The organism is Nocardia sp. NPDC058499 (assembly GCF_042719915.1).
Classification (GTDB): domain Bacteria; phylum Actinomycetota; class Actinomycetes; order Mycobacteriales; family Mycobacteriaceae; genus Nocardia.
Genome location: NZ_JBHXMZ010000003.1, coordinates 535,090 through 552,774, shown reverse-complemented (window position 1 = coordinate 552,774; position 17,685 = coordinate 535,090). Strand labels below are relative to the sequence as shown.

General features: G+C 67.2%; 18 protein-coding genes and 3 tRNA genes. 13 read left to right on the top strand and 8 right to left on the bottom strand.

Annotation, left to right across the window (positions count from 1 at the left end; translation table 11 throughout):
- Window positions 1–7 precede the first annotated feature (7 nt).
- Both ACFWPH_RS12765 and ACFWPH_RS12760 read left to right on the top strand, forming a co-directional pair.
- Window positions 8–250, top strand: a complete 243-nt coding sequence (locus ACFWPH_RS12765) for a type II toxin-antitoxin system Phd/YefM family antitoxin (RefSeq protein ID WP_378750366.1) — start codon at window positions 8–10, stop codon at window positions 248–250.
- A 67-nt stretch (window positions 251–317) separates the two neighbouring features.
- Window positions 318–932, top strand: a complete 615-nt coding sequence (locus tag ACFWPH_RS12760) for a putative glycolipid-binding domain-containing protein (RefSeq protein WP_378750364.1) — start codon at window positions 318–320, stop codon at window positions 930–932.
- A gap of 100 nt (window positions 933–1,032) precedes the next feature.
- Here the strand turns inward: ACFWPH_RS12760 and ACFWPH_RS12755 are convergent, their stop codons facing one another.
- A complete protein-coding gene (locus ACFWPH_RS12755) occupies window positions 1,033–1,989 on the bottom strand; it encodes a prephenate dehydrogenase (protein ID WP_378750362.1) in 957 nt (318 codons plus the stop codon).
- Between the two features lie 58 nt (window positions 1,990–2,047).
- Here ACFWPH_RS12755 and ACFWPH_RS12750 point away from each other — a divergent pair, with 58 nt between their 5' ends.
- The 3 genes from ACFWPH_RS12750 (at window position 2,048) to ACFWPH_RS12740 (ending at window position 3,209) form a co-directional block, all read left to right on the top strand.
- Entirely contained in the window at window positions 2,048–2,587 is a 540-nt protein-coding gene (locus tag ACFWPH_RS12750; RefSeq protein WP_280415033.1) for a tRNA adenosine deaminase-associated protein, read from the top strand.
- A 28-nt stretch (window positions 2,588–2,615) separates the two neighbouring features.
- Entirely contained in the window at window positions 2,616–3,062 is a 447-nt protein-coding gene (locus ACFWPH_RS12745) for a nucleoside deaminase (RefSeq protein ID WP_378750724.1), read from the top strand.
- A gap of 56 nt (window positions 3,063–3,118) precedes the next feature.
- A tRNA-Ser gene (locus ACFWPH_RS12740) sits at window positions 3,119–3,209 on the top strand.
- 36 nt (window positions 3,210–3,245) lie between these two features.
- On the opposite strand, the gene ACFWPH_RS12735 is transcribed toward ACFWPH_RS12740, so the two are convergent.
- The gene (locus tag ACFWPH_RS12735; protein WP_378750360.1) at window positions 3,246–4,046 is read right to left on the bottom strand and encodes a ferredoxin reductase; all 801 of its coding nucleotides are present in this window, start codon (window positions 4,044–4,046) and stop codon (window positions 3,246–3,248) included.
- A gap of 195 nt (window positions 4,047–4,241) precedes the next feature.
- Between ACFWPH_RS12735 and ACFWPH_RS12730 the strand changes: the two genes are divergently transcribed.
- The 4 genes from ACFWPH_RS12730 (at window position 4,242) to ACFWPH_RS12715 (ending at window position 8,277) form a co-directional block, all read left to right on the top strand.
- Window positions 4,242–4,847: a TetR/AcrR family transcriptional regulator gene (locus ACFWPH_RS12730; protein WP_378750358.1), complete on the top strand. Its 606-nt coding sequence runs from the start codon at window positions 4,242–4,244 to the stop codon at window positions 4,845–4,847.
- Between the two features lie 82 nt (window positions 4,848–4,929).
- Window positions 4,930–5,790, top strand: a complete 861-nt coding sequence (locus tag ACFWPH_RS12725; RefSeq protein ID WP_378750356.1) for an acyl-CoA thioesterase domain-containing protein — start codon at window positions 4,930–4,932, stop codon at window positions 5,788–5,790.
- Window positions 5,791–5,943: 153 nt separating this feature from the next.
- On the top strand, window positions 5,944–6,765 hold the full coding sequence (locus ACFWPH_RS12720) for an SDR family oxidoreductase (RefSeq protein WP_378750354.1): 822 nt from the start codon (window positions 5,944–5,946) through the stop codon (window positions 6,763–6,765).
- 153 nt (window positions 6,766–6,918) lie between these two features.
- Entirely contained in the window at window positions 6,919–8,277 is a 1,359-nt protein-coding gene (locus ACFWPH_RS12715; RefSeq protein ID WP_378750352.1) for an MFS transporter, read from the top strand.
- A 72-nt stretch (window positions 8,278–8,349) separates the two neighbouring features.
- On the opposite strand, the gene ACFWPH_RS12710 is transcribed toward ACFWPH_RS12715, so the two are convergent.
- The 5 genes from ACFWPH_RS12710 to ACFWPH_RS12690 all read right to left on the bottom strand — a co-directional run bounded on the left by ACFWPH_RS12710 (window position 8,350) and on the right by ACFWPH_RS12690 (window position 12,553).
- Entirely contained in the window at window positions 8,350–8,931 is a 582-nt protein-coding gene (locus tag ACFWPH_RS12710) for a TetR/AcrR family transcriptional regulator (RefSeq protein WP_378750350.1), read from the bottom strand.
- A 4-nt stretch (window positions 8,932–8,935) separates the two neighbouring features.
- The gene (locus ACFWPH_RS12705; protein WP_378750348.1) at window positions 8,936–11,155 is read right to left on the bottom strand and encodes an MMPL family transporter; all 2,220 of its coding nucleotides are present in this window, start codon (window positions 11,153–11,155) and stop codon (window positions 8,936–8,938) included.
- 365 nt (window positions 11,156–11,520) lie between these two features.
- Window positions 11,521–11,593, bottom strand: a tRNA-Arg gene (locus ACFWPH_RS12700).
- A 37-nt stretch (window positions 11,594–11,630) separates the two neighbouring features.
- Window positions 11,631–11,720: transfer RNA gene (locus ACFWPH_RS12695), tRNA-Ser, on the bottom strand.
- Between the two features lie 92 nt (window positions 11,721–11,812).
- Window positions 11,813–12,553 (bottom strand): dienelactone hydrolase family protein, encoded by a 741-nt coding sequence (locus tag ACFWPH_RS12690; protein WP_378750346.1) that lies wholly within the window; start codon window positions 12,551–12,553, stop codon window positions 11,813–11,815.
- Between the two features lie 94 nt (window positions 12,554–12,647).
- On the opposite strand from ACFWPH_RS12690, the gene hisC reads away from it, so the two are divergent.
- Entirely contained in the window at window positions 12,648–13,736 is a 1,089-nt protein-coding gene (gene hisC / locus ACFWPH_RS12685; protein ID WP_378750344.1) for a histidinol-phosphate transaminase, read from the top strand.
- Between the two features lie 40 nt (window positions 13,737–13,776).
- Here hisC and ACFWPH_RS12680 read toward each other — a convergent pair whose 3' ends face one another.
- Window positions 13,777–14,841: an alpha/beta hydrolase gene (locus tag ACFWPH_RS12680; protein ID WP_378750342.1), complete on the bottom strand. Its 1,065-nt coding sequence runs from the start codon at window positions 14,839–14,841 to the stop codon at window positions 13,777–13,779.
- Between the two features lie 279 nt (window positions 14,842–15,120).
- Between ACFWPH_RS12680 and ACFWPH_RS12675 the strand changes: the two genes are divergently transcribed.
- The 3 genes from ACFWPH_RS12675 to ACFWPH_RS12665 all read left to right on the top strand — a co-directional run bounded on the left by ACFWPH_RS12675 (window position 15,121) and on the right by ACFWPH_RS12665 (window position 17,627).
- Window positions 15,121–16,254, top strand: a complete 1,134-nt coding sequence (locus ACFWPH_RS12675; RefSeq protein ID WP_378750723.1) for a DNA cytosine methyltransferase — start codon at window positions 15,121–15,123, stop codon at window positions 16,252–16,254.
- Window positions 16,251–16,682, top strand: coding sequence for a very short patch repair endonuclease (locus ACFWPH_RS12670; RefSeq protein WP_378750340.1), 432 nt, complete (start codon window positions 16,251–16,253; stop codon window positions 16,680–16,682). The genes ACFWPH_RS12675 and ACFWPH_RS12670 overlap by 4 nt, the downstream gene beginning before the upstream one ends.
- 225 nt (window positions 16,683–16,907) lie before the next feature.
- On the top strand, window positions 16,908–17,627 hold the full coding sequence (locus ACFWPH_RS12665) for a maleylpyruvate isomerase family mycothiol-dependent enzyme (RefSeq protein ID WP_378750338.1): 720 nt from the start codon (window positions 16,908–16,910) through the stop codon (window positions 17,625–17,627).
- The last annotated feature ends 58 nt before the right edge of the window (window positions 17,628–17,685 follow it).

Sequence of the window (17,685 nt, the reverse complement as noted above, 5' to 3'; positions counted from 1 at the left end):
ATGGACTGTGCACTCGCCTGGAAACATCCTCGCCGCGGTCGAACGCGGCGAGAGCTTCGTGATCACCCAGAAAGGAAATCCGGTCGCTGAGTTGACGCCGGTGACCCGGCGACGCTTCGTGCCGGTCGCCGAACTCGCCCGCACGTCCGCCCACCTGCCACGCATCGACTACGCCGAATGGCGTGCAACGGCGGATTCGCTTATCGATCAGGAAGTGACCGACGGCGACGTCACGGACGAGCCATGGTGATGAGAACGATCCCGGCTCGGCGTGCGCATCAGCACAGTTGGGCGGTTGGTTGCGTACGGTGGGACCCGTGACAGAGACGAGCGACGAAACCCCTGGTCCGGGCACCGTGCCGGAGCCGGTGTGGTGGCCCGCTGTGCTCACCTGGCGCTCCCACGACTCCTCGCGGATGGAATCGGTTCGCGTAACCCTCAACGGCAACCGGATCCGGGCCAGCGGCCGCATCATCGGCGGGGGCTGCGGGGAGCATCCCGCGTTCAGCGCCTCCTATGACCTGGTCACCGATGAGAACGGGGCAACCAGACGGTTATCGCTGCGCAGTACGACCGCAGTCGGGGAACGGCATGCGTCGATCGCGCGCGACGAGGAGAACTACTGGCTCATCGAAACCACCGGTGCCCACGTTCGCTCGACATTCAGTGGGGCACTGGACGCCGATGTGGTGCTGAGCCCGTTCTTCAACACGCTGCCGATCCGGCGTTTCGGTCTGCAGCACGCGATGGAGGACGTCCAGGTTCCCGTGGTCTACGTGAGCCTGCCGGATTTGACGGTGCAGGAAGCCGATCTCACCTACAGCAGCGCGGGCGACGGGATCAGTGTGCTTTCACCGGTGTCCAGTGCGACGCTCACCGTCGATCCGGACGGTTTCGTCCTCGACTATCCGGGCCTGGCCGAGCGAATCTGACCGCTCTTCTCGGACCCGGCAGATCTTCTCGGACCCGGCAGAGCGCCGAGGCATCGACTACCGGGTCCTGCCGAATCGGATATGGCGGGTCGAGCCGGCTTCACCCGGTGCCGAGGCGGGTGATTACACCGCCCGTCCGGCCGGCGTCCTGCAATTTCTCCAGCCAACCCGGCGCACCCGGCTCGATATCGGTGATCTCCCAGCGTTGCGCGGATTCGTAACGCTGCCGCGCGGCGTGCCCGGCGATCGTGAGGTCGTCAAGGGAGGTGTGCGCGCTCAGCGCTTCCCGGGCCTCGGTGAGGGCGGCGAGGGTTTCGTCCAGTACCGCGAGCAGGGCGTCGGAGTTCGGTTCGCAGATCGCGCGCACCAGACCGGGCGCGGTTGCCGCGACCCGGGTGCCGTCGCGGAAGGAACCCGCCGCCAGCCCCAGCGCGAGGTCCCCGCCGCGTGCCCCGGCCACCGCCAGCGCTTCGGCCAGCACATGCGGCAGATGCGAGATCCGGGCGACGGCGCGGTCGTGCTCCGAGGCGATCACCGGGACCACCACCGACCCGCAGTCCAGGGCCAGCCGCGTGACCCGTGTCCAGGCATGCGGGTCGGTCCCCGGATCCACCCCCACCGCCCAGGCGGCACCCTGGAACAGGCCGGGTTCGGTGGCCTGCCAGCCGGATTCGGCGGTGCCCGCCATCGGATGCCCGCCCACATAGCGATCTTGCAGGCCGTACCTGCGCACCGCGGCCGCGACCGGGGATTTCACACTCACCACATCGGTCAGCGGGCACTGCGGCGCGTACTGTGCGATCGCGTCGAGCATCGGATCGACCGCCGGCATCGGCACCGCAACCACGATCAGGGCATCGGTCTCGGCGGCGCGGCCCAGCACTGCCGGGAGGTCACCGGAGACGTCGAAACCCGCTTCCTGGGCGGCCGCCACGCCCGGCGCCGATCGGTTGTATCCCCAGCCGGTGTAGCCCGCCGCGGTCGCCGCACGCAGCAGCGATCCGCCGATCAAACCCGTCCCGAGAACACAGAGCGCCGTATGGTTGTCAGCCGTCACCGGAACAGATTCGCATACGAGTTCATCTAACGGCCTCCAGCCGACTACCGTTGCGCCCATGGCAGCACAGCGCTCGGGCACGAACAGGGCGACGTCGGACGATTACGACGACGTCGAGGGGTTCGCGGTGGCCGTTGTCCGGGAAGACGGTACATGGAAATGCAGTCCGCTGACCACGGCCGCGCTCACCACACTGTCCGCCGCGGAGAACGAGCTCAAAGCACTCCGCTCATCCGGTGCGGTTTTCGGACTTCTGGACGTCGACGACGAGTTCTTCATCGTGGTCAGGCCGGCCCCCAGCGGCACTCGGCTGCTGGTGTCGGATGCGACCGCGGCGATCGACTACGACATAGCGGCCGATGTCCTGGAGGAATTGCATATCGAGATCCCCGATATCGACCCCGACGACCTGGACGATACCGAGCCGTGGGAGGAAGGTGACCTCGGCATTCTGGCCGATCTGGGTCTCCCCGAGCCGGTATTCAGTGTGATTCTCGCCGAGACCGACCTCTACCCCGATGAGCAGCTCGCGATGATCGCCGAACGGCTCGGGTTCGCCTCGGAGTTCTCCGCGGTGCTCGACAAACTGCCACGCTGAAGTGGGCGGCGGGCTCTCCGATACCGAGATGGTGCGGGCGGCGCTGGCCGCCGCCGGTACCGCCGATCCGCGGGACGTACCGGTCGGTGCGGTGGTGTTCGACAGCCGGGGCCGTGAACTGGCCCGCGCCGCCAACGCACGCGAAGCCACCGGCGACCCCACCGCGCACGCCGAGGTTCTGGCGCTGCGGCGGGCCGCGGCGGTCCACGACGACGGCTGGCGGCTCACCGGAACCACCCTGGCGGTAACGCTCGAGCCGTGCACGATGTGTGCCGGCGCGCTCGTCGCGGCGCGGGTGGATCGGCTGTTGTTCGGTGCGTGGGAGCCCAAGACGGGCGCGGTGGGTTCGCTGTGGGATGTGGTCCGCGACCGCCGCCTGAATCACCGTCCACAGGTTCGCGGGGGAATTCTGGAGGACGAATGCGCGGCGATGCTCGACACGTTCTTCCGCTCCCAGCGTCGTTCCGGTGGGTAAGCGCAGGTCGAGGCCCGATTTAGAAGATCGGCGGCCGGTCCGGTATTGTGACGGGCGGTGGCGTGTCCGAGCGGCCTAAGGAGCACGCCTCGAAAGCGTGTGAGGGGTAACCCCCCTCCGAGGGTTCAAATCCCTCCGCCACCGCCACAACCTCTGATCCGGGAAACCGGGTCAGAGGTTTTTTCATGCGTCCGCGAGGGTCGCCTTTACCGCACGGTGGGCTCGCGGCGCCTGATGACGTTCGAGATGTAGGGAACAGGTGGGGTTCACCCGAGGTAGGACACGGGCCGCGGTTTCCTGCATCGGCGGGGGTCCGCAGACGTAGACCGCGGCGCCCGGTTTGGCGCGGGCGAGTAGCTCGGCCATATCGGGGCTGCCGAATTCGTCGTCGGTGCGGATCTCGGCGCCGGGCAGCCGGTCTCGGAACGGCATGGAGTCGGCGGAGCGGCCGGTGTAGATCAGCGTGCCGCGTTGCCCCGCCGCCCGCGCCATGGGCAGGAGCGCGGTGATGCCCATACCGCCGGCGATGAACAGGTAGTCGTCGGCATCGACGAACGGGTAGGTGTGGCGGGGGCCGTGGACGCGGAGAACGTCTCCGCTGCGCAGGTTTTCGTGGATTTCGATCGAGCCGCCGTTACCGTGCGGCATGAGCCGTACGGCGATCCGGTAGGCGGAGCGGTCGCGCGGATTCCCGCACAGCGAGTACTGCCGCTGCCGGCCGGAGGGTAGGAAGACGTCGAGGTGGGCGCCGGGAAGCCAGGCCGGTAAGGGGTCTCCCTCGGGGTCGACCAGGACCACGGCTACCACATCGGCGGCTTCCCGCTGGATGGCTGCGACGACGAGCCGGCGGTTGAAGCCGCTGTGCCAGAGCATTTTCGACCGCGGCAGTACCGACGTCGGCCGATGTGTCACGAATATCGATCGGCAGGCGTCCACTGCCGCGCCGATCATCTGTAGGCCGCGAGCCGGTGTCTGGGTGCCCATCAGTTGCGCCCCGATAGTCGGGACAGAAGACACACCAGTGAGAAACAAGCGGCTGCTTGGGTGGTCTGCACCATTCGGCGAATCTACATGGCAACAGAATTAATGGCAATGTTGCAATATTGCGAGTGCAGGATATGCGTTTGCGTCCTGGCCGATAGGTGTTTGCGCCGACGGCGCTCTTGCTAGCGTTAGCTCATGTCCGCCGCGTACACCTCGTCCCCAGGGCTGCAGGATGGTATCGAAGCCCGCATTCTGGACGCGGCGTTGATCAGATTCGGCGAGTTCGGGGTCAAGAAGACCACCATCGAAGACATCGCCCGCCAGGCCGGTGTCGACCGCGTCACCATCTACCGCCGCGTCGGCTCACGTGACGATGTGGTCCAGGCCGTGGTCAGCCGCGAGGTGGCGGCGGTACTCACCGAGGTCGATGCGATATCCACCCGCCACGACCGCCTCGACGATATGATCGCCGATATCTTCGTCACCATCATCACCCGGTGGCGCGAACACGTTCTCGTCCGGCGCATGCTCGATGTGGAACCGGAGCGAATCCTGGAAAAACTCACCATCGAAGGCGGTCCGGTCTTCGCGATGTCGGTCGCCGCCGCCCACACCGCCCTGTGCCGCGCCGCGGACTCCGGCCTGCTCGCCGAACCGGCCGACCTGCTCACCCGCGCGGAACTGGTGTGCCGGGTGGTGCATTCGTTCATCCTCTGCCCCTCCGGCCTGGTCCCGCTGGAGTCCGACGAACAACTCGGCGAATTCGCCCGGACCTACGTGGTGCCGATGGTCACCGGCTGACAGCTGCCGCCTGCCACGGATCGGGGTGCGGTACAGCGGACACCGCTGGCATGCTCTAGGTGCCCGGTGCGATGATCCCCCGATGGCGACCATCACGACCGCAACACCTCTCGGAGACCTGAACCTCGACGAACAGTCGGAGACCCAGTTCTCCGCGTATCTCCCGGAATCGTTCTGCTTCGACGGCAGAGGATTCGGCGGGTACACGGCAGCCCTTGCCGCCGCGGCGGGCTCCCGATGGTCGTCCGGACGCCAGCTCAACAGCATTCACGCGCTCTTCCCCAACGTGGCTGTCCCCGGCGACCTCGAACTGAAGGTCCAGCCGCTGGTTCAGGGGCGCAGCGCCGATGCCTGCCAGGTCCGAGTCGACCAGGACGGAAAGACCGTCGTCCTCGCATCCTGCTGGTTCGTCGAAGCGAACCTCATCGGCGATCCGGAGGTTTCGGAGGGCGACGCTTCCGCGAGGCCTCGGCCGGGTTCGTCCGAGCCGGCGCCCTCCCCGGAGTCCTGTCCCGAAATACCGTGGATCGCCGAGGTGGCGCCTTTTCTCAAAGGTTTTCACGCTCGTAGCGTCGACTATCCCGTCACGCTGGAGGAGTTCGAAGCCGGTTTCCGCGACGGCGGCAACTCCATATCGTTGTGGGCGGTCCCCGACGAGACGTACTCCGATCCGATGGCGGGGCGCCTGAGCGACATCATGTTCCTCGACGCGCACCTCGTCGACGCTGTCCTGCGCGATGAACAACCGGACACGGCCGTGGTGACGCTGGACCTCTCCGCTACGTGGACACGCCTCGCCAACCCGCCCGTGGCCACGCTGCTGCACGCGAATGCCGGCACCCGGGGACAACTCGCGACGATCGAAGCGGCTCTCATCGACCGGAACGGTGAACCGCGAGCAACAGCGACCAGCCAAGGGCGTATCTACCGGCCACGGGGGTGAGTGCGGGTCGCTCGGAGGGCAGTGACGTCGGAGTTTCAGCCGTGGAGATCGGCGACGGCGACATCCACGGTATGCGGTGCGGCTTCGGCGATATCCGCGACGACGGGGCCTTACAGTGCGGACTGTCACAGAACAGACTTGAAAGGAAGCGGTATGAACAGCGAAGTCAGCGTTGTCGTCGGTGCCGGGGGAATGGGGCGTGCCATCGCCGCGCGGATCGGTAGCGGCCGGCATCTGCTGCTGGCCGATTTCGACGAATGCCTACTGGCCGAGACGGCCGCGCAGTTCACCGAGCAGGGATTCGAGGTGAGCACCCGGCAGGTAGATGCCGGGGATCCGGAGTCGGTGGCAGCGCTCGCCGCCGCGGCCGCCGAGGCGGGGCCGATCCGGCACCTGGTGCATACGGCAGGGGTTTCTCCGGTGCACGCTTCCACCGAGGTGATCGTGCGGGTCGACCTGTGCGGGGTGGCGTATGTACTGGACGAATTCGGTCCTCGGATGGCCCGCGGTGGGGCCGGTGTCGTGATCGCCAGTATGGCCGGACATATGGCGCAGCTGACCGCCGAACAGGAGGCTGCCCTGGCCGCGACACCGCCCGCGGAACTCGCCGATCTACCGTTCCTGAACGCGGCAGCCGAGCTGAATCCGATGCACGCCTACCCGGTCGCCAAGCGTGGAGCCATTATTCGTGTGCAAGCGGCGGCCGGTGCGTGGGGCCGGGCCGGGGCCCGGGTGAATTCGATCAGCCCGGGCGTGATCTCCACCGCGATGGGGCAGGACGAATTGGCCGGTGAATCGGGCGCGCGGATGCGGCAGATGGTCGACAGCTCGCCGACCGGTCGCGTCGGCACCGCCGAAGATATCGCCGCCGCAGTCGCTTTCCTGCTCGACCCCGCCAGTAGCTTCATTACAGGCACCGACCTGCTCGTCGACGGTGGAGTCGTGGCGACGATGCGAGCGGCGATGCGCGGCTGAACTTTCGCCCGCGTCGGTCGCGGGTGGTCCCTGCATCCTGTGCTGCCCGGAAAATCCGTACTCGGCTCCGAATCCCTTTTCCTACCTGCACACTGAGCATGCAGCGGCGCGGGTAGCACGTCGGCGCGCACCGGCGAACGGGAGGAAGCGCGAATGTCCGAAACCACCACTGCGGACCCGGTCGGACCCGGCGAACCGGCATCATCGCGGGCAGCCACCCGCCGCGCCGTCTGGAACACACTGCGCGGCTCGTCCGGCAACCTGGTCGAGTGGTACGACGTCTACGTCTACACGGTGTTCGCCTCGTACTTCGAAAGCCATTTCTTCGATTCGGCGGATAAGAATTCCACCGTCTACGTGTACGCGATCTTCGCCGTCACCTTCCTCATGCGGCCGGTGGGGTCGTGGTTCTTCGGCCGCTACGCCGACCGGTACGGCAGGCGCGCGGCGCTCACCTTCAGCGTTTCGCTCATGGCGGCGTGTTCCCTGGTGATCGCGCTGGTGCCGGGCCGGGAGGTGATCGGTGTCGGTGCCGCCGTGATCCTGATCCTGTGCCGGCTCGTGCAGGGATTCGCGACCGGTGGCGAGTACGGTACCTCGGCGACCTACATGTCCGAGGCCGCCACCCGGGAACGCCGCGGTTTCTTCTCGTCCTTCCAGTACGTCACCCTCGTCGGTGGTCATGTACTCGCCCAGCTCACCCTGCTGGTGCTGCAACTGTTCATGGACAAGCAGGAGATCTCCGACTACGGCTGGCGTATCGCGTTCTTCATCGGCGGTATCGCCGCGGTGGTCGTGTTCTGGCTGCGGCGCAGTATGGACGAATCGCTCAGCACGGAGCAGCTCGAAGCCGTCCAGCGGGGTGAGGATTCCGAATCGGGGTCACTGCGCGAGCTGGTAAGCAACCATTGGCGCCCGCTGGTGCTGTGCTTCCTGGTGACCATGGGCGGCACTCTCGCCTTCTACGTCTACAGCGTGAACGCTCCCGCCATGATCAAGACCGCGTTCGGGGACCGCGGTATGACGGCCACATGGATCAACCTGACCGGCCTGATCTTCCTCATGCTCTTGCAGCCGGTCGGCGGGATGATCAGCGATAAGGTGGGCCGCCAACCGGTGCTGGTGTTCTTCGGCGTCGGCGGTGTCGCCTACACCTGGTTCCTGATCACCTATCTGCAGGACGCGACCTCGATCGCGGCGACCCTGCTGGTGACCGGTATCGGCTACATCATCCTCACCGGTTACACCTCTATCAACGCCATCGTCAAAGCCGAACTGTTCCCGTCACATATCCGAGCTCTCGGCGTGGGTGTCGGGTACGCGCTGGCGAACTCGGCGTTCGGTGGCACCGCGCCGATGATCTACCAGGCGGCGAAGAACGGCGGGCACGTGACCTTGTTCATCGTGTACGTGACCGTTGTCGTCTTCGCGTCGCTGCTCGTGTATCTCTTCGCCTTGAAGAACAAGAGCGAGACGGCACTCGACCGCGAACAGGGCAGCGCCTTCCGGTAGCTCCCAGCGCGCACTGTGCGACCGAAACCGCCACCCGGGACAAACTGGGTCCCGGGTGGCGGTTCTGCTGTGTCAGAGAGGCATACCGTTCTCCAGGAACTCCAGCGCCTCGTTGACGACGACGTAGATGTCCTCGTCCTGGTCGACCGCACGCAGATAGGCCATCACCGCCACACCCGCGACGGCACCGGTCCAATACCGGACCAGTGGGTCGTCGGGTTGCCGGCCGACGCGTCGAGCGAAAGCCTCGATGAACGGCGGCATATCCGTCTCGATCTTCGTGACCACAGCCGCGCGGAGCTCCGGCACGGTGGCGATGAGCTTCATCCGGATGGTTTCCAGCGCGGCCATATCGACATCCGTACTGTTCAGGACACCGACAATGGCGTTACGGGCGGCCTGCAGCGGCGAGAGATCGGCGGGCTCGGCGAGGAACTTCTCCAGGAAGATCGGGTCCACGCGGTCGAACAGCACCGTATCCGGTTTGGTGGGGAAGTAGCGGAACAGCGTGCTCGGCGAGACCTCCGCTGCCGCCGCCACTTCCTCCAGCGTGGTGTTCGCGTACCCCTGCTCCCGGTAGAGGCGCAATGCGTGATCCTGAATGGCTTCGCGCGTGCGCTTCTTCTTCAGTTCTCGCAGGCCACCGGTACTCATAGGATCATTTTGCCGAACCTTCGACCGGCCGGCCAAACGAATGGGCGAGTTCCTCGCCGGTATCCGGCTCGGGTCCGCCGCCGAGATTGCGGCCCTCGACGTCCAGGTCCGGCAGTATCCGGTCCAGCCATTTCGGCAGCCACCACGCTTTGTCCCCGACCAGCGCGAGAACGGCCGGGACGATGGTCATCCGCACCACAAAGGCGTCCACGGCCACCGCCGCCGCCAGCGCCACACCGATCTGCACGATATCGCTGGCATCGCCGGAGGCGAACCCGGCGAATACGCTCACCATGATGATCGCGGCAGCGGAAACCACCCGCGCCCCGTGCCCGAAACCGGCCCGGATCGACGCGGTCGCCGATGCGCCGTGCACGTACTCCTCCCGCATCCGGGTCACCAGGAACACTTCGTAATCCATGGCGAGTCCGAACACCACACCGATGATGAAGATCGGCAGCATGCTCACCACGACGTCGGTGGTGTGGATACCCAGCCATTCCAGCCAGCCCCACTGGAATACGGCCACCATGACGCCGAAGGTCGCGCCCAGGCTGAGCAGGAAACCCACTGTCGCCTTGAGCGGTACGACGACCGAGCGGAACACGGTCATCAGCAGTACGAACGACAGCCCGATGACCACCAGGAGGTAGGTCAACAGCGCATCGGCCATCCGGTCGCTGAAATCGATGATGATGGCCGCGGTTCCGGTGACGGCGATCCGGGCGCCGAACTCCTCCACGGTGTCCGTGACGCTGCCGCGCAGCAGTTGCACCAGCTGCTCGGTTTCCTCGCTGTCCGGACCACCCCGCGGGATGACACCGATGATCGCGGTATCACCAGCCGGGTTGAACTCCGGCGGCGCGGCCATGGTGACGCCTTCGGTCCCGGCCAATTCCGTATGAACCCGCTGTGCGGTGTCGGCCGGATGCGCCGCGCCGGCCAGGTCGACGACGACCAGCAGCGGCCCGTTGAATCCCGGACCGAAACCTTCGGAGATCGCGTCGTAGGCCTGGCGCTGGGTGGTGTGTTCCGGGTAGGTCCCCTGGTCCGGGACGCCGAGACGCAAATCCAGCGCCGGAAGGGTCAGGATGCCGAGCCCGAGCAGCGCGACCATCAGGGTTGTCACCGGGCGCCGCGTGGTCAGCGAGGCCCAGCGCGATGCCAGGGTGCGGCCCGCCGTGGATTCCGGTGCAGCCTCGGCAGACCGGTTGCGCCGCCCGCGCCGCAGTACCCGGCGCCCGGCGAATCCGAGGAGCGCCGGCAGCAGAGTGATCGCCACCAGCACGGCGACCGCTACGGTCACCGCCGCGGCGAGACCCATTTCGGTGAGCAGCCCGATACCGACCACGCTCAGTCCGGTCAGCGCGATCACCACGGTCATACCGGCGAAGAACACGGCGGATCCCGCCGTGGCCACCGCCCGGCCGATGGCGTCCTCCGCGTCGGGATTGCGGGACAGTTCGTCGGTGTAGCGGGAGACGATGAACAGCGCGTAGTCGATACCGACGGCCAGCCCGAGCATGAGCGCCAGGATCGGCGTGGTGACACCGAGATCCAGGAACGCCGTCGCCGTGAGAATGCCCAGGAGCCCGACCATGACGCCGGTGATCCCGGCGATCAACGACATCCCCGCGGCGGCCAGCGATCCGAGAGTTATCACCAGCACCACGGCGGCCACGAGCAGTCCGAGGAGCTCTTTGCTCACATCCGGCATCAGCTCCATCACATCGCCGCCCACCGCCATGCGCAGATCGGCCGAACCGCTCCGTTCGACCAGTTGCATCAGCTCCTGACGGCTCGAATCACGCACCGTTTCGAAGGAAACCGCATAGGTCACCTCGGCGACGGCGATCCGCTGGTCCGCCGAGATCAGCCCGTTCTGGAAGGGGCCTGTGACAGCGGCGACCTCTGATGCCCCCGCCGCCGCCTGGACCACGTCATCGATTTTCTGACGCTGGGCGAGATCGGTCACCGAGCCGTTCTCGGCGATGAACACGATCTGGGCCGACCCGCCGTCGAGCGGAAGCTCGGCGAACCGTTCCTCGAGCAGGTCGAAAGCTTCCTGAGATTGCGTACCCGGCAGGTTGAAGGTCGTCGCGGAGGGCGCGGCCAGGGTGGCGGCGCCCACCCCTAGGACGGCAACGAGGAGAACCCAGGACAGGAGAACGAGTCGTCGAGCGCGAAAACTGAACCGCCCGATCCGATAGAGCAGGGCCGACATGACAGCCTCTCTTTATTGGTAGTCACTGTTTTTTGAGAGTAACTGCCACTTTAGGCCGCCGCAAGACCTTCCTGAGTCGGTCGCAAGAATTCCGCGCCACCATCGAAAGGGACGTCGTCGTCACGCCCGGCGCGGGCGGCCCAGCTCAGATCGCACGTCAGCCTGTGCAGATGAGGATTGTCGTGCTTTGTGCGTCCGAACGGATTACGCTTCGCCGCGACCGGCCCCACCCAACGCAACCATCCGCAGGAGGTCCGGGGGCGAAGCCCCGCCGGGTGGGGTGTGGGGGCTACGCCCCCACAAAACACGACGAAACGAGACAAGGCCCATGCCGTAGGTGGGCATGGGCCTTGCATCGAGTGGAGTGCGCCCGAAGGGATTCGAACCCCTAACCTTCTGATCCGTAGTCAGATGCTCTATCCGTTGAGCTACGGGCGCATACGCGTTATTCAGTTGTCAACCGGTGAACCGGGTGTGGCGGAGGCGAGAGGATTTGAACCTCCGGTCCCCGTGAAGGGACAACTCATTAGCAGTGAGTCCCATTCGGCCGCTCTGGCACGCCTCCTGGAGCCTTCTCTTCGAGGGCACCGGTCCTTTCGAACCGCCGAGCAGAAAGGCTACCCGAGCTTGGTGTGAAACTGCAAAACGGCTGGTTGATCAGCGTAAGTGGCTGTCGAACCAGTCGAAGATGCGGGTTTGTGAGTCGATGAGTTCGTCGGCGTCGTCCTCGTCGTCGCCGGGTTGGTCGGCGCGGTGCAGCAGGCCCGGATAGGTCACCACCAGACTTGCCACCGCGGCGCGGGCGGTGGCGTCGCGGAGTTGGTCTATCTCGTCGGTGGGAGTGCTCGATTCCGCGCCGAACAGGCCGAGCCACGGGGCCTGCAGCCGGGGGGCGGCGGTGACGAGGGCTTCGGCCTGTTCGGCCAGGGGCGCGGTGATACCGGGGGCGGCCACACTGATCGCGGCGCCTATCGGCCGGTTGGTCGCCACCAGGAACGCCGCGGTGCCGGCGGTGTCGAAACCGAGGGCGCCGATGCAGTCGGGGAAGACTCCGCGGTGGGTGAGCCAATCGAAGCAGGCGTCGAAATCCTCGAACAGTTCGTCGCCGTAGACCCCGGCCGACGAGGCGGTCGCCCGGTGGAAGAGGTTCGGCGCGACCACCAGCCAGCCCTCGCCGGCGAGGGCGCGCATGAATTCCAGCAACGATCCGGTGAACTCGCGGGACTCGTGGAGCAGCACGATTCCGCCACGGGCGTAACCCTCCGGTTCGATCACCGTGATGGGGACGTGTTCGTCGGTGGCGGGCCTGGTGGCGGCCGCTGTCGGCTCCTGATCCGGTCCGGTGTCTTCCGGCTCGTGGCGCCGCAGGGGCGCAATATCGTCATAAGTGCCCGACATGTTCCCAGCGTAGGGCGATATCGGCGGAGCGGGAAGAATTGGCAGGTGAACAGCCCGAACGTGGCGCGATCGAGATCGGAACTAAGCTCGATACGTGACCGCGCACATCCGGCCGGACCTCGATTCCATTCCGGCGTACGTTCCCGGCCGCAGCCATCCCGGCGCGGTCAAACTGGCGAGCAACGAAACGACCCTCGGTCCGCTGCCCGCCGCGAGCAAGGCCGTCGCCGCGGCGGTGGAGCTGGCCAACCGTTATCCGGACAATCAGTCCGGCGAACTACGAGCAGCGCTCGCGGAATTTCTCGGCGTCACGCCGGGCAACGTCGCGGTCGGCTGCGGGAGTGTGGCGCTGTGCCAGGAGCTGGTACAGATCACCTGCGCGGATCCGTCCGACGAGGTGCTCTTCGCATGGCGTTCGTTCGAGGCGTACCCGATCATCACCCAGGTCGGTAACGCGACCGCGGTGACGGTGCCGCTGAACGATCACGTCCACGATCTGGACGCCCTGGCGGCCGCGATCACCGAGCGGACGCGCCTGGTGTTCGTCTGCAATCCGAACAACCCGACCGGTACCGCGGTCGGCGCGGCGGAGCTGGCCCGTTTCCTGGACCGGGTGCCCGCCGATGTGCTGGTGGCGCTGGACGAGGCGTACTACGAGTACCTGCGGATTCCCGGCGATCACCCCGACGGTGTGGAACTGGGCCGGACCCGGCCGAACGTCGTTGTGCTGCGGACCTTCTCGAAGGCCTACGGATTGGCCGGCCTGCGGGTCGGATACGCGGTCGGCGCACCGGAGGTGATCGCCGCGCTGCTGAAGGTGCATATACCGTTCAGTGTGAGCCGGGTGGCGCAGGCGGCGGCCATGGCATCGCTGGAGGCCCGGCACGAACTGCTGGACCGCACCGGCACGGTGATTGCCGAACGGGAACGAATGCGCGCCGAGCTGCTGGCCGCGGGCTACCGGGTGCCGCCGAGCGAAGCGAATTTCTTCTGGATCGACCTGGGCGCGGTGACAACCGAATTCGCCGAGGCGAGCGCGGAGGCAGGGGTGCTGATCCGGCCGTTCGCGGGCGAAGGAGTGCGGGTCACCGCGGGCGACCCGCACGAGAATGATCTGTTCCTGCGATTCGCCACGGCCGCGGAAACGGTTGCGCGCTTCGCCGGCGCCGGCGACAACCGGTAGTCGGAGCGTGCCGCGGCCGAGCCGAGTGATGAGCGTCGGTTCAGTCGATACCGAGGCCTTCGGAGATGGTTGGCCAGGAGGTGACCAGTTCGTCGGCCCAGTACGGCCAGGAGTGCGTGCCCTGTGGACGGAAGTGGGCGGTGTAGTCGATATCGAGGGTGTCGAGGCGCTGGGCGAGCCGGCGGGTGCAGAAATCGGTGGCGGCCTCCAGCGGGCCACCCATCAGCACGCTCACCGGGGTCTCGGGATTGGTCAGCACATCGTGCACACCCGGCCGTCCGCTACCGGCGGAGAGGTAGAGCTTCTTACCGCGCAGGGCTTCCGCGTGCAGGGTCACATCGTGGGCCAGCCAGGCCGGGTCCTCGGGGCCGCCGAACATGTTCTCGGGGTTGCCTTTGAAGGTCGTGACGACCATGCGGGCCTGCGCCTGGCCCAGGTCGGTACCGGTGGAGAAGCAGCCGCTGTGGGCGCCGACGGCGGAATAGAGTTCGGGTTTCCGGATGGCCAGCATCATGGCCCCTTCGGCTCCCATGGAGGTTCCGACCACGGCGTTACGGCCGTTGCCGGCGAATTCGGCGTCGAGTAGTGGCGGTAGTTCCTCGGTGAGAAATGTCTCCCATTTGTTGATCCCCAGCACCGGGTCCGGGCGCTGCCAGTCGGTGTAGAAACTGGCGGGACCGCCGACAGTGAAGACGACGTTCACCGGTTTGTCGGCATAGAACTGGGCGGCGCCGCCGCGGTCGAGCCAGTTGTTGCTGTCGATCTGGGTGCTGCGGCCGTCGAGCATGTAGATGGTGGGGCGGGGTTTGCTGCGGTCGGCCGGGAGCAGGACCAGGACCTGCACCGTGCGGTGCATGGCCGGGGAGTCGACGAATACCCGCATCAGGCGTTCGTGCACCGGCTGGATGCCCACGATGGCGGCCCGCGGCGCCCGGACCGCCTCCGGGCGTTCGACCGGCCCGGGATCCTCGGCCGAGCCGGTACCGGGCTGAGCGGGCGCGGTGTGCAGTCCCTCGGGGTCTGCCTGCGCAGCGCCCGGCGCGACAGCACCGCACAGGGCGACGGCGCCCGATACGACGGTGGCCAGGCCGACGCGATACCTCATGGCGCCCATACTGCCAGACCTCATGGCGTGCACCCGGGCACCGAAAGAAGCCAATTTATATGCTCTGACCAGCACTTTCGATGGTATTGCCGCGGAATGGATCTCGGGTGGTGACGATCGACTCGCGGACGCGGGCCTTATCGTTCGCACCGGTCACCGCGGTTTGTCCGGTCGATGTGCCGGTGCTCACCCGGACCCGGCGGACCCGGCGGACGCGCGGAGTAATCTCGCTTCGGGAGCCGGACCGGATGGAGAGAGGACCTCGTGACGGGCGCGCGGATGGTGGGGCTTTTCGCCGGGATCGGAGGGCTGGAGCTCGGGCTGGCGGCGCACGGCTGGCACAGCACACTACTGTGCGAGATCGATCCCGGTGCGCGCGCGGTACTGGGGGCGCGGTTTCCCGATGCCGAACTCCACACCGATATCACCCGGTTGCGGGCGCTGCCGCCGGAAACCGAACTGGTGGCAGCGGGATTCCCGTGCCAGGACCTGTCCCAGGCCGGGCGCACCGCCGGGATCACCGGCACCAAATCCAGTCTGGTCGATCATGTGTTCCGCCTGGTCCGGCGTAAACGCGGGCCGCGCTGGTTGCTGATCGAGAACGTGCCGTTCATGCTGCAACTCGGTCGCGGTGCGGCCATGCGCCATATCACCGATGCTCTCGATGAACTCGGTTACACCTGGGCCTACCGGGTGGTGGATGCGCGGGCGTTCGGCCTGCCGCAGCGGCGTAACCGGGTGCTCATGCTGGCCTCGCGGACCGAGGATCCGCGCACGGTACTGTTCGCCGACGACGCCGGGCCGCGACTGCTGGGATGTGTCGAGAGCGACCCGTGCGGTTTCTACTGGACCGAGGGTGTGCGCGGCCTGGGCTGGGTGGTCAACGCCGTGCCCACACTCAAGGGCGGGTCCGGGCTGGGGATTCCGAGTGCACCGGCGGTGCGGCTGCCGTCCGGGGAGATCGTCACGCCGGGGATCACCGACGGCGAACGACTCCAGGGGTTCGATCCCGGCTGGACGGAGCCGGCGCTGGCGGTGCCCGGTTTCCGGCCCGGTCAGCGCTGGCGGCTGGTGGGTAATGCGGTGAGTGTGCGGATGGCATCGTGGGTGGGGTCGCGGCTGCGAACTCCGGGTGAACCGATACCCGGCCATATTCCGCTCCCCTCCGGAAGTCCGTGGCCCGGGGCGGCGTGGGGGCATTCCGGGCAGGTGTTCGAGGTGCCGCTGTCGCCGTGGCCGGTGCACGAACCCTATGAGGACCTGCGGTTCTTCCTCGCCGACACCCGGTTGCTCTCGGCCCGGGCGACAGCCGGTTTCCTGCGCCGGACCGGTATGGGCACACTGCGTTTCCCGCCCGGTTTCCTCGACGATGTGCAGGCGCATCTGGTGCGGATGGGTGGTTCGGCGGCATGACCGGCGACCCGGCCCGCAGCAGCCACCGCCCGGCCACCGATCCGGTGACCAGCGCGCGGATGTCGCGGCAGCGGCGGGCGCATACGGCGCCGGAACTGGCATTGCGGCGCGAACTGCACCGGCGCGGTATCCGCTACTTCGTGGACCGGGCCCCGATCCGAGGCCAGCGGCGGCGGGCGGATCTGGTGTTCCCGCGGCGCCGGGTCGCGGTGTATGTGGACGGCTGTTTCTGGCATCGCTGCCCGGTCCATGCGACCGATCCGAAGAACAACGCGGACTGGTGGGCGGAGAAACTGACGGGCAATGTCGCGCGCGACCGGGCCACCGACGCGGCGTTGGTCGCGGCGGGCTGGCAGGTGGTGCGGATATGGGAACACGAGGATCCGGTCAGCGCGGCAGACCGGGTTCAGACGGTCTTGGACCGCTGAGCGGAATGTCCCCGCCGCTGAGGTCGGTACGTATGGACGCGGCCGATCGGGTGTAGGTGCGCAGAATGGGGACTCGGACGACCGTGCCGACCAGAGGAACCGCGGCCCGCAGCGCCCAGAGGTGCTTGATCGCGGGGCGCACCCCCACGCCTGGATCCCGCGGTCTGGTGGTCCAGGTCCGAGACTCTGGTGGAAGGCCGGGGCGGCGGCATTAGGGTCGGTGTCGTGCCCAGGGATCTGATCGAATCGCTCACCACTCGGATGGAGCAGGTTGCCGCGGCGACCACCGAATTGCTCGCCACTGTCGACACACTCGACGATGCGGGGCTCACCGCCGCTTCCGCGCTCCCCGGCTGGGCCAGGGGGCATGTGCTGACGCATATCTCGCGTAATGCCGACAGCCTGGTCAATCTGCTGCTCTGGGCGCATACCGGAGTGGAGACACCGCAGTACGCGAGTACCGCGCTGCGCGATGCCGATATCGAGCTGGGCGCGCCGCGTCCACTCGCCGAACAGCGGGCCGACCTGGTGGAATCGGCGGAGCGGTTGATCGGGATGGCGCGGGTGCCGACGGCCGAGCAGTGGCAGGTGGAGGTGCGCACCAGGCAGGGGCGGCCGCTTCCGGCGTACCGGATTCCGTGGATGCGGTTGCAGGAGTTGCGGATCCACCATGTGGATCTGAATGCCGGCTATACCCCCGCGCAGTGGCCGGCGGATTTCGTAGCGGAACTGCTCGCGGAGGTCGCCGCCGATCTGGGCGCGCGCCCGGACGCGCAGCCGTTCGAAATACAGGCGACCGATACCGGTTTCGGCGCGACCGTCGGAGCCGGCGACCCGGACCGGAAGGTGGCGGCACCGGCCGCATCGCTGCTGGCCTGGCTGCTGGGGCGTGGTGCGGACGAGACCTTGCCCGCGGATCTGCCGCAGCTGCCCGCTTGGCGCTGACCCGGCGTACACAAAGCGGAACCGGCCGGCACCCGTGCAGGTGCCGGCCGGTTGCGTA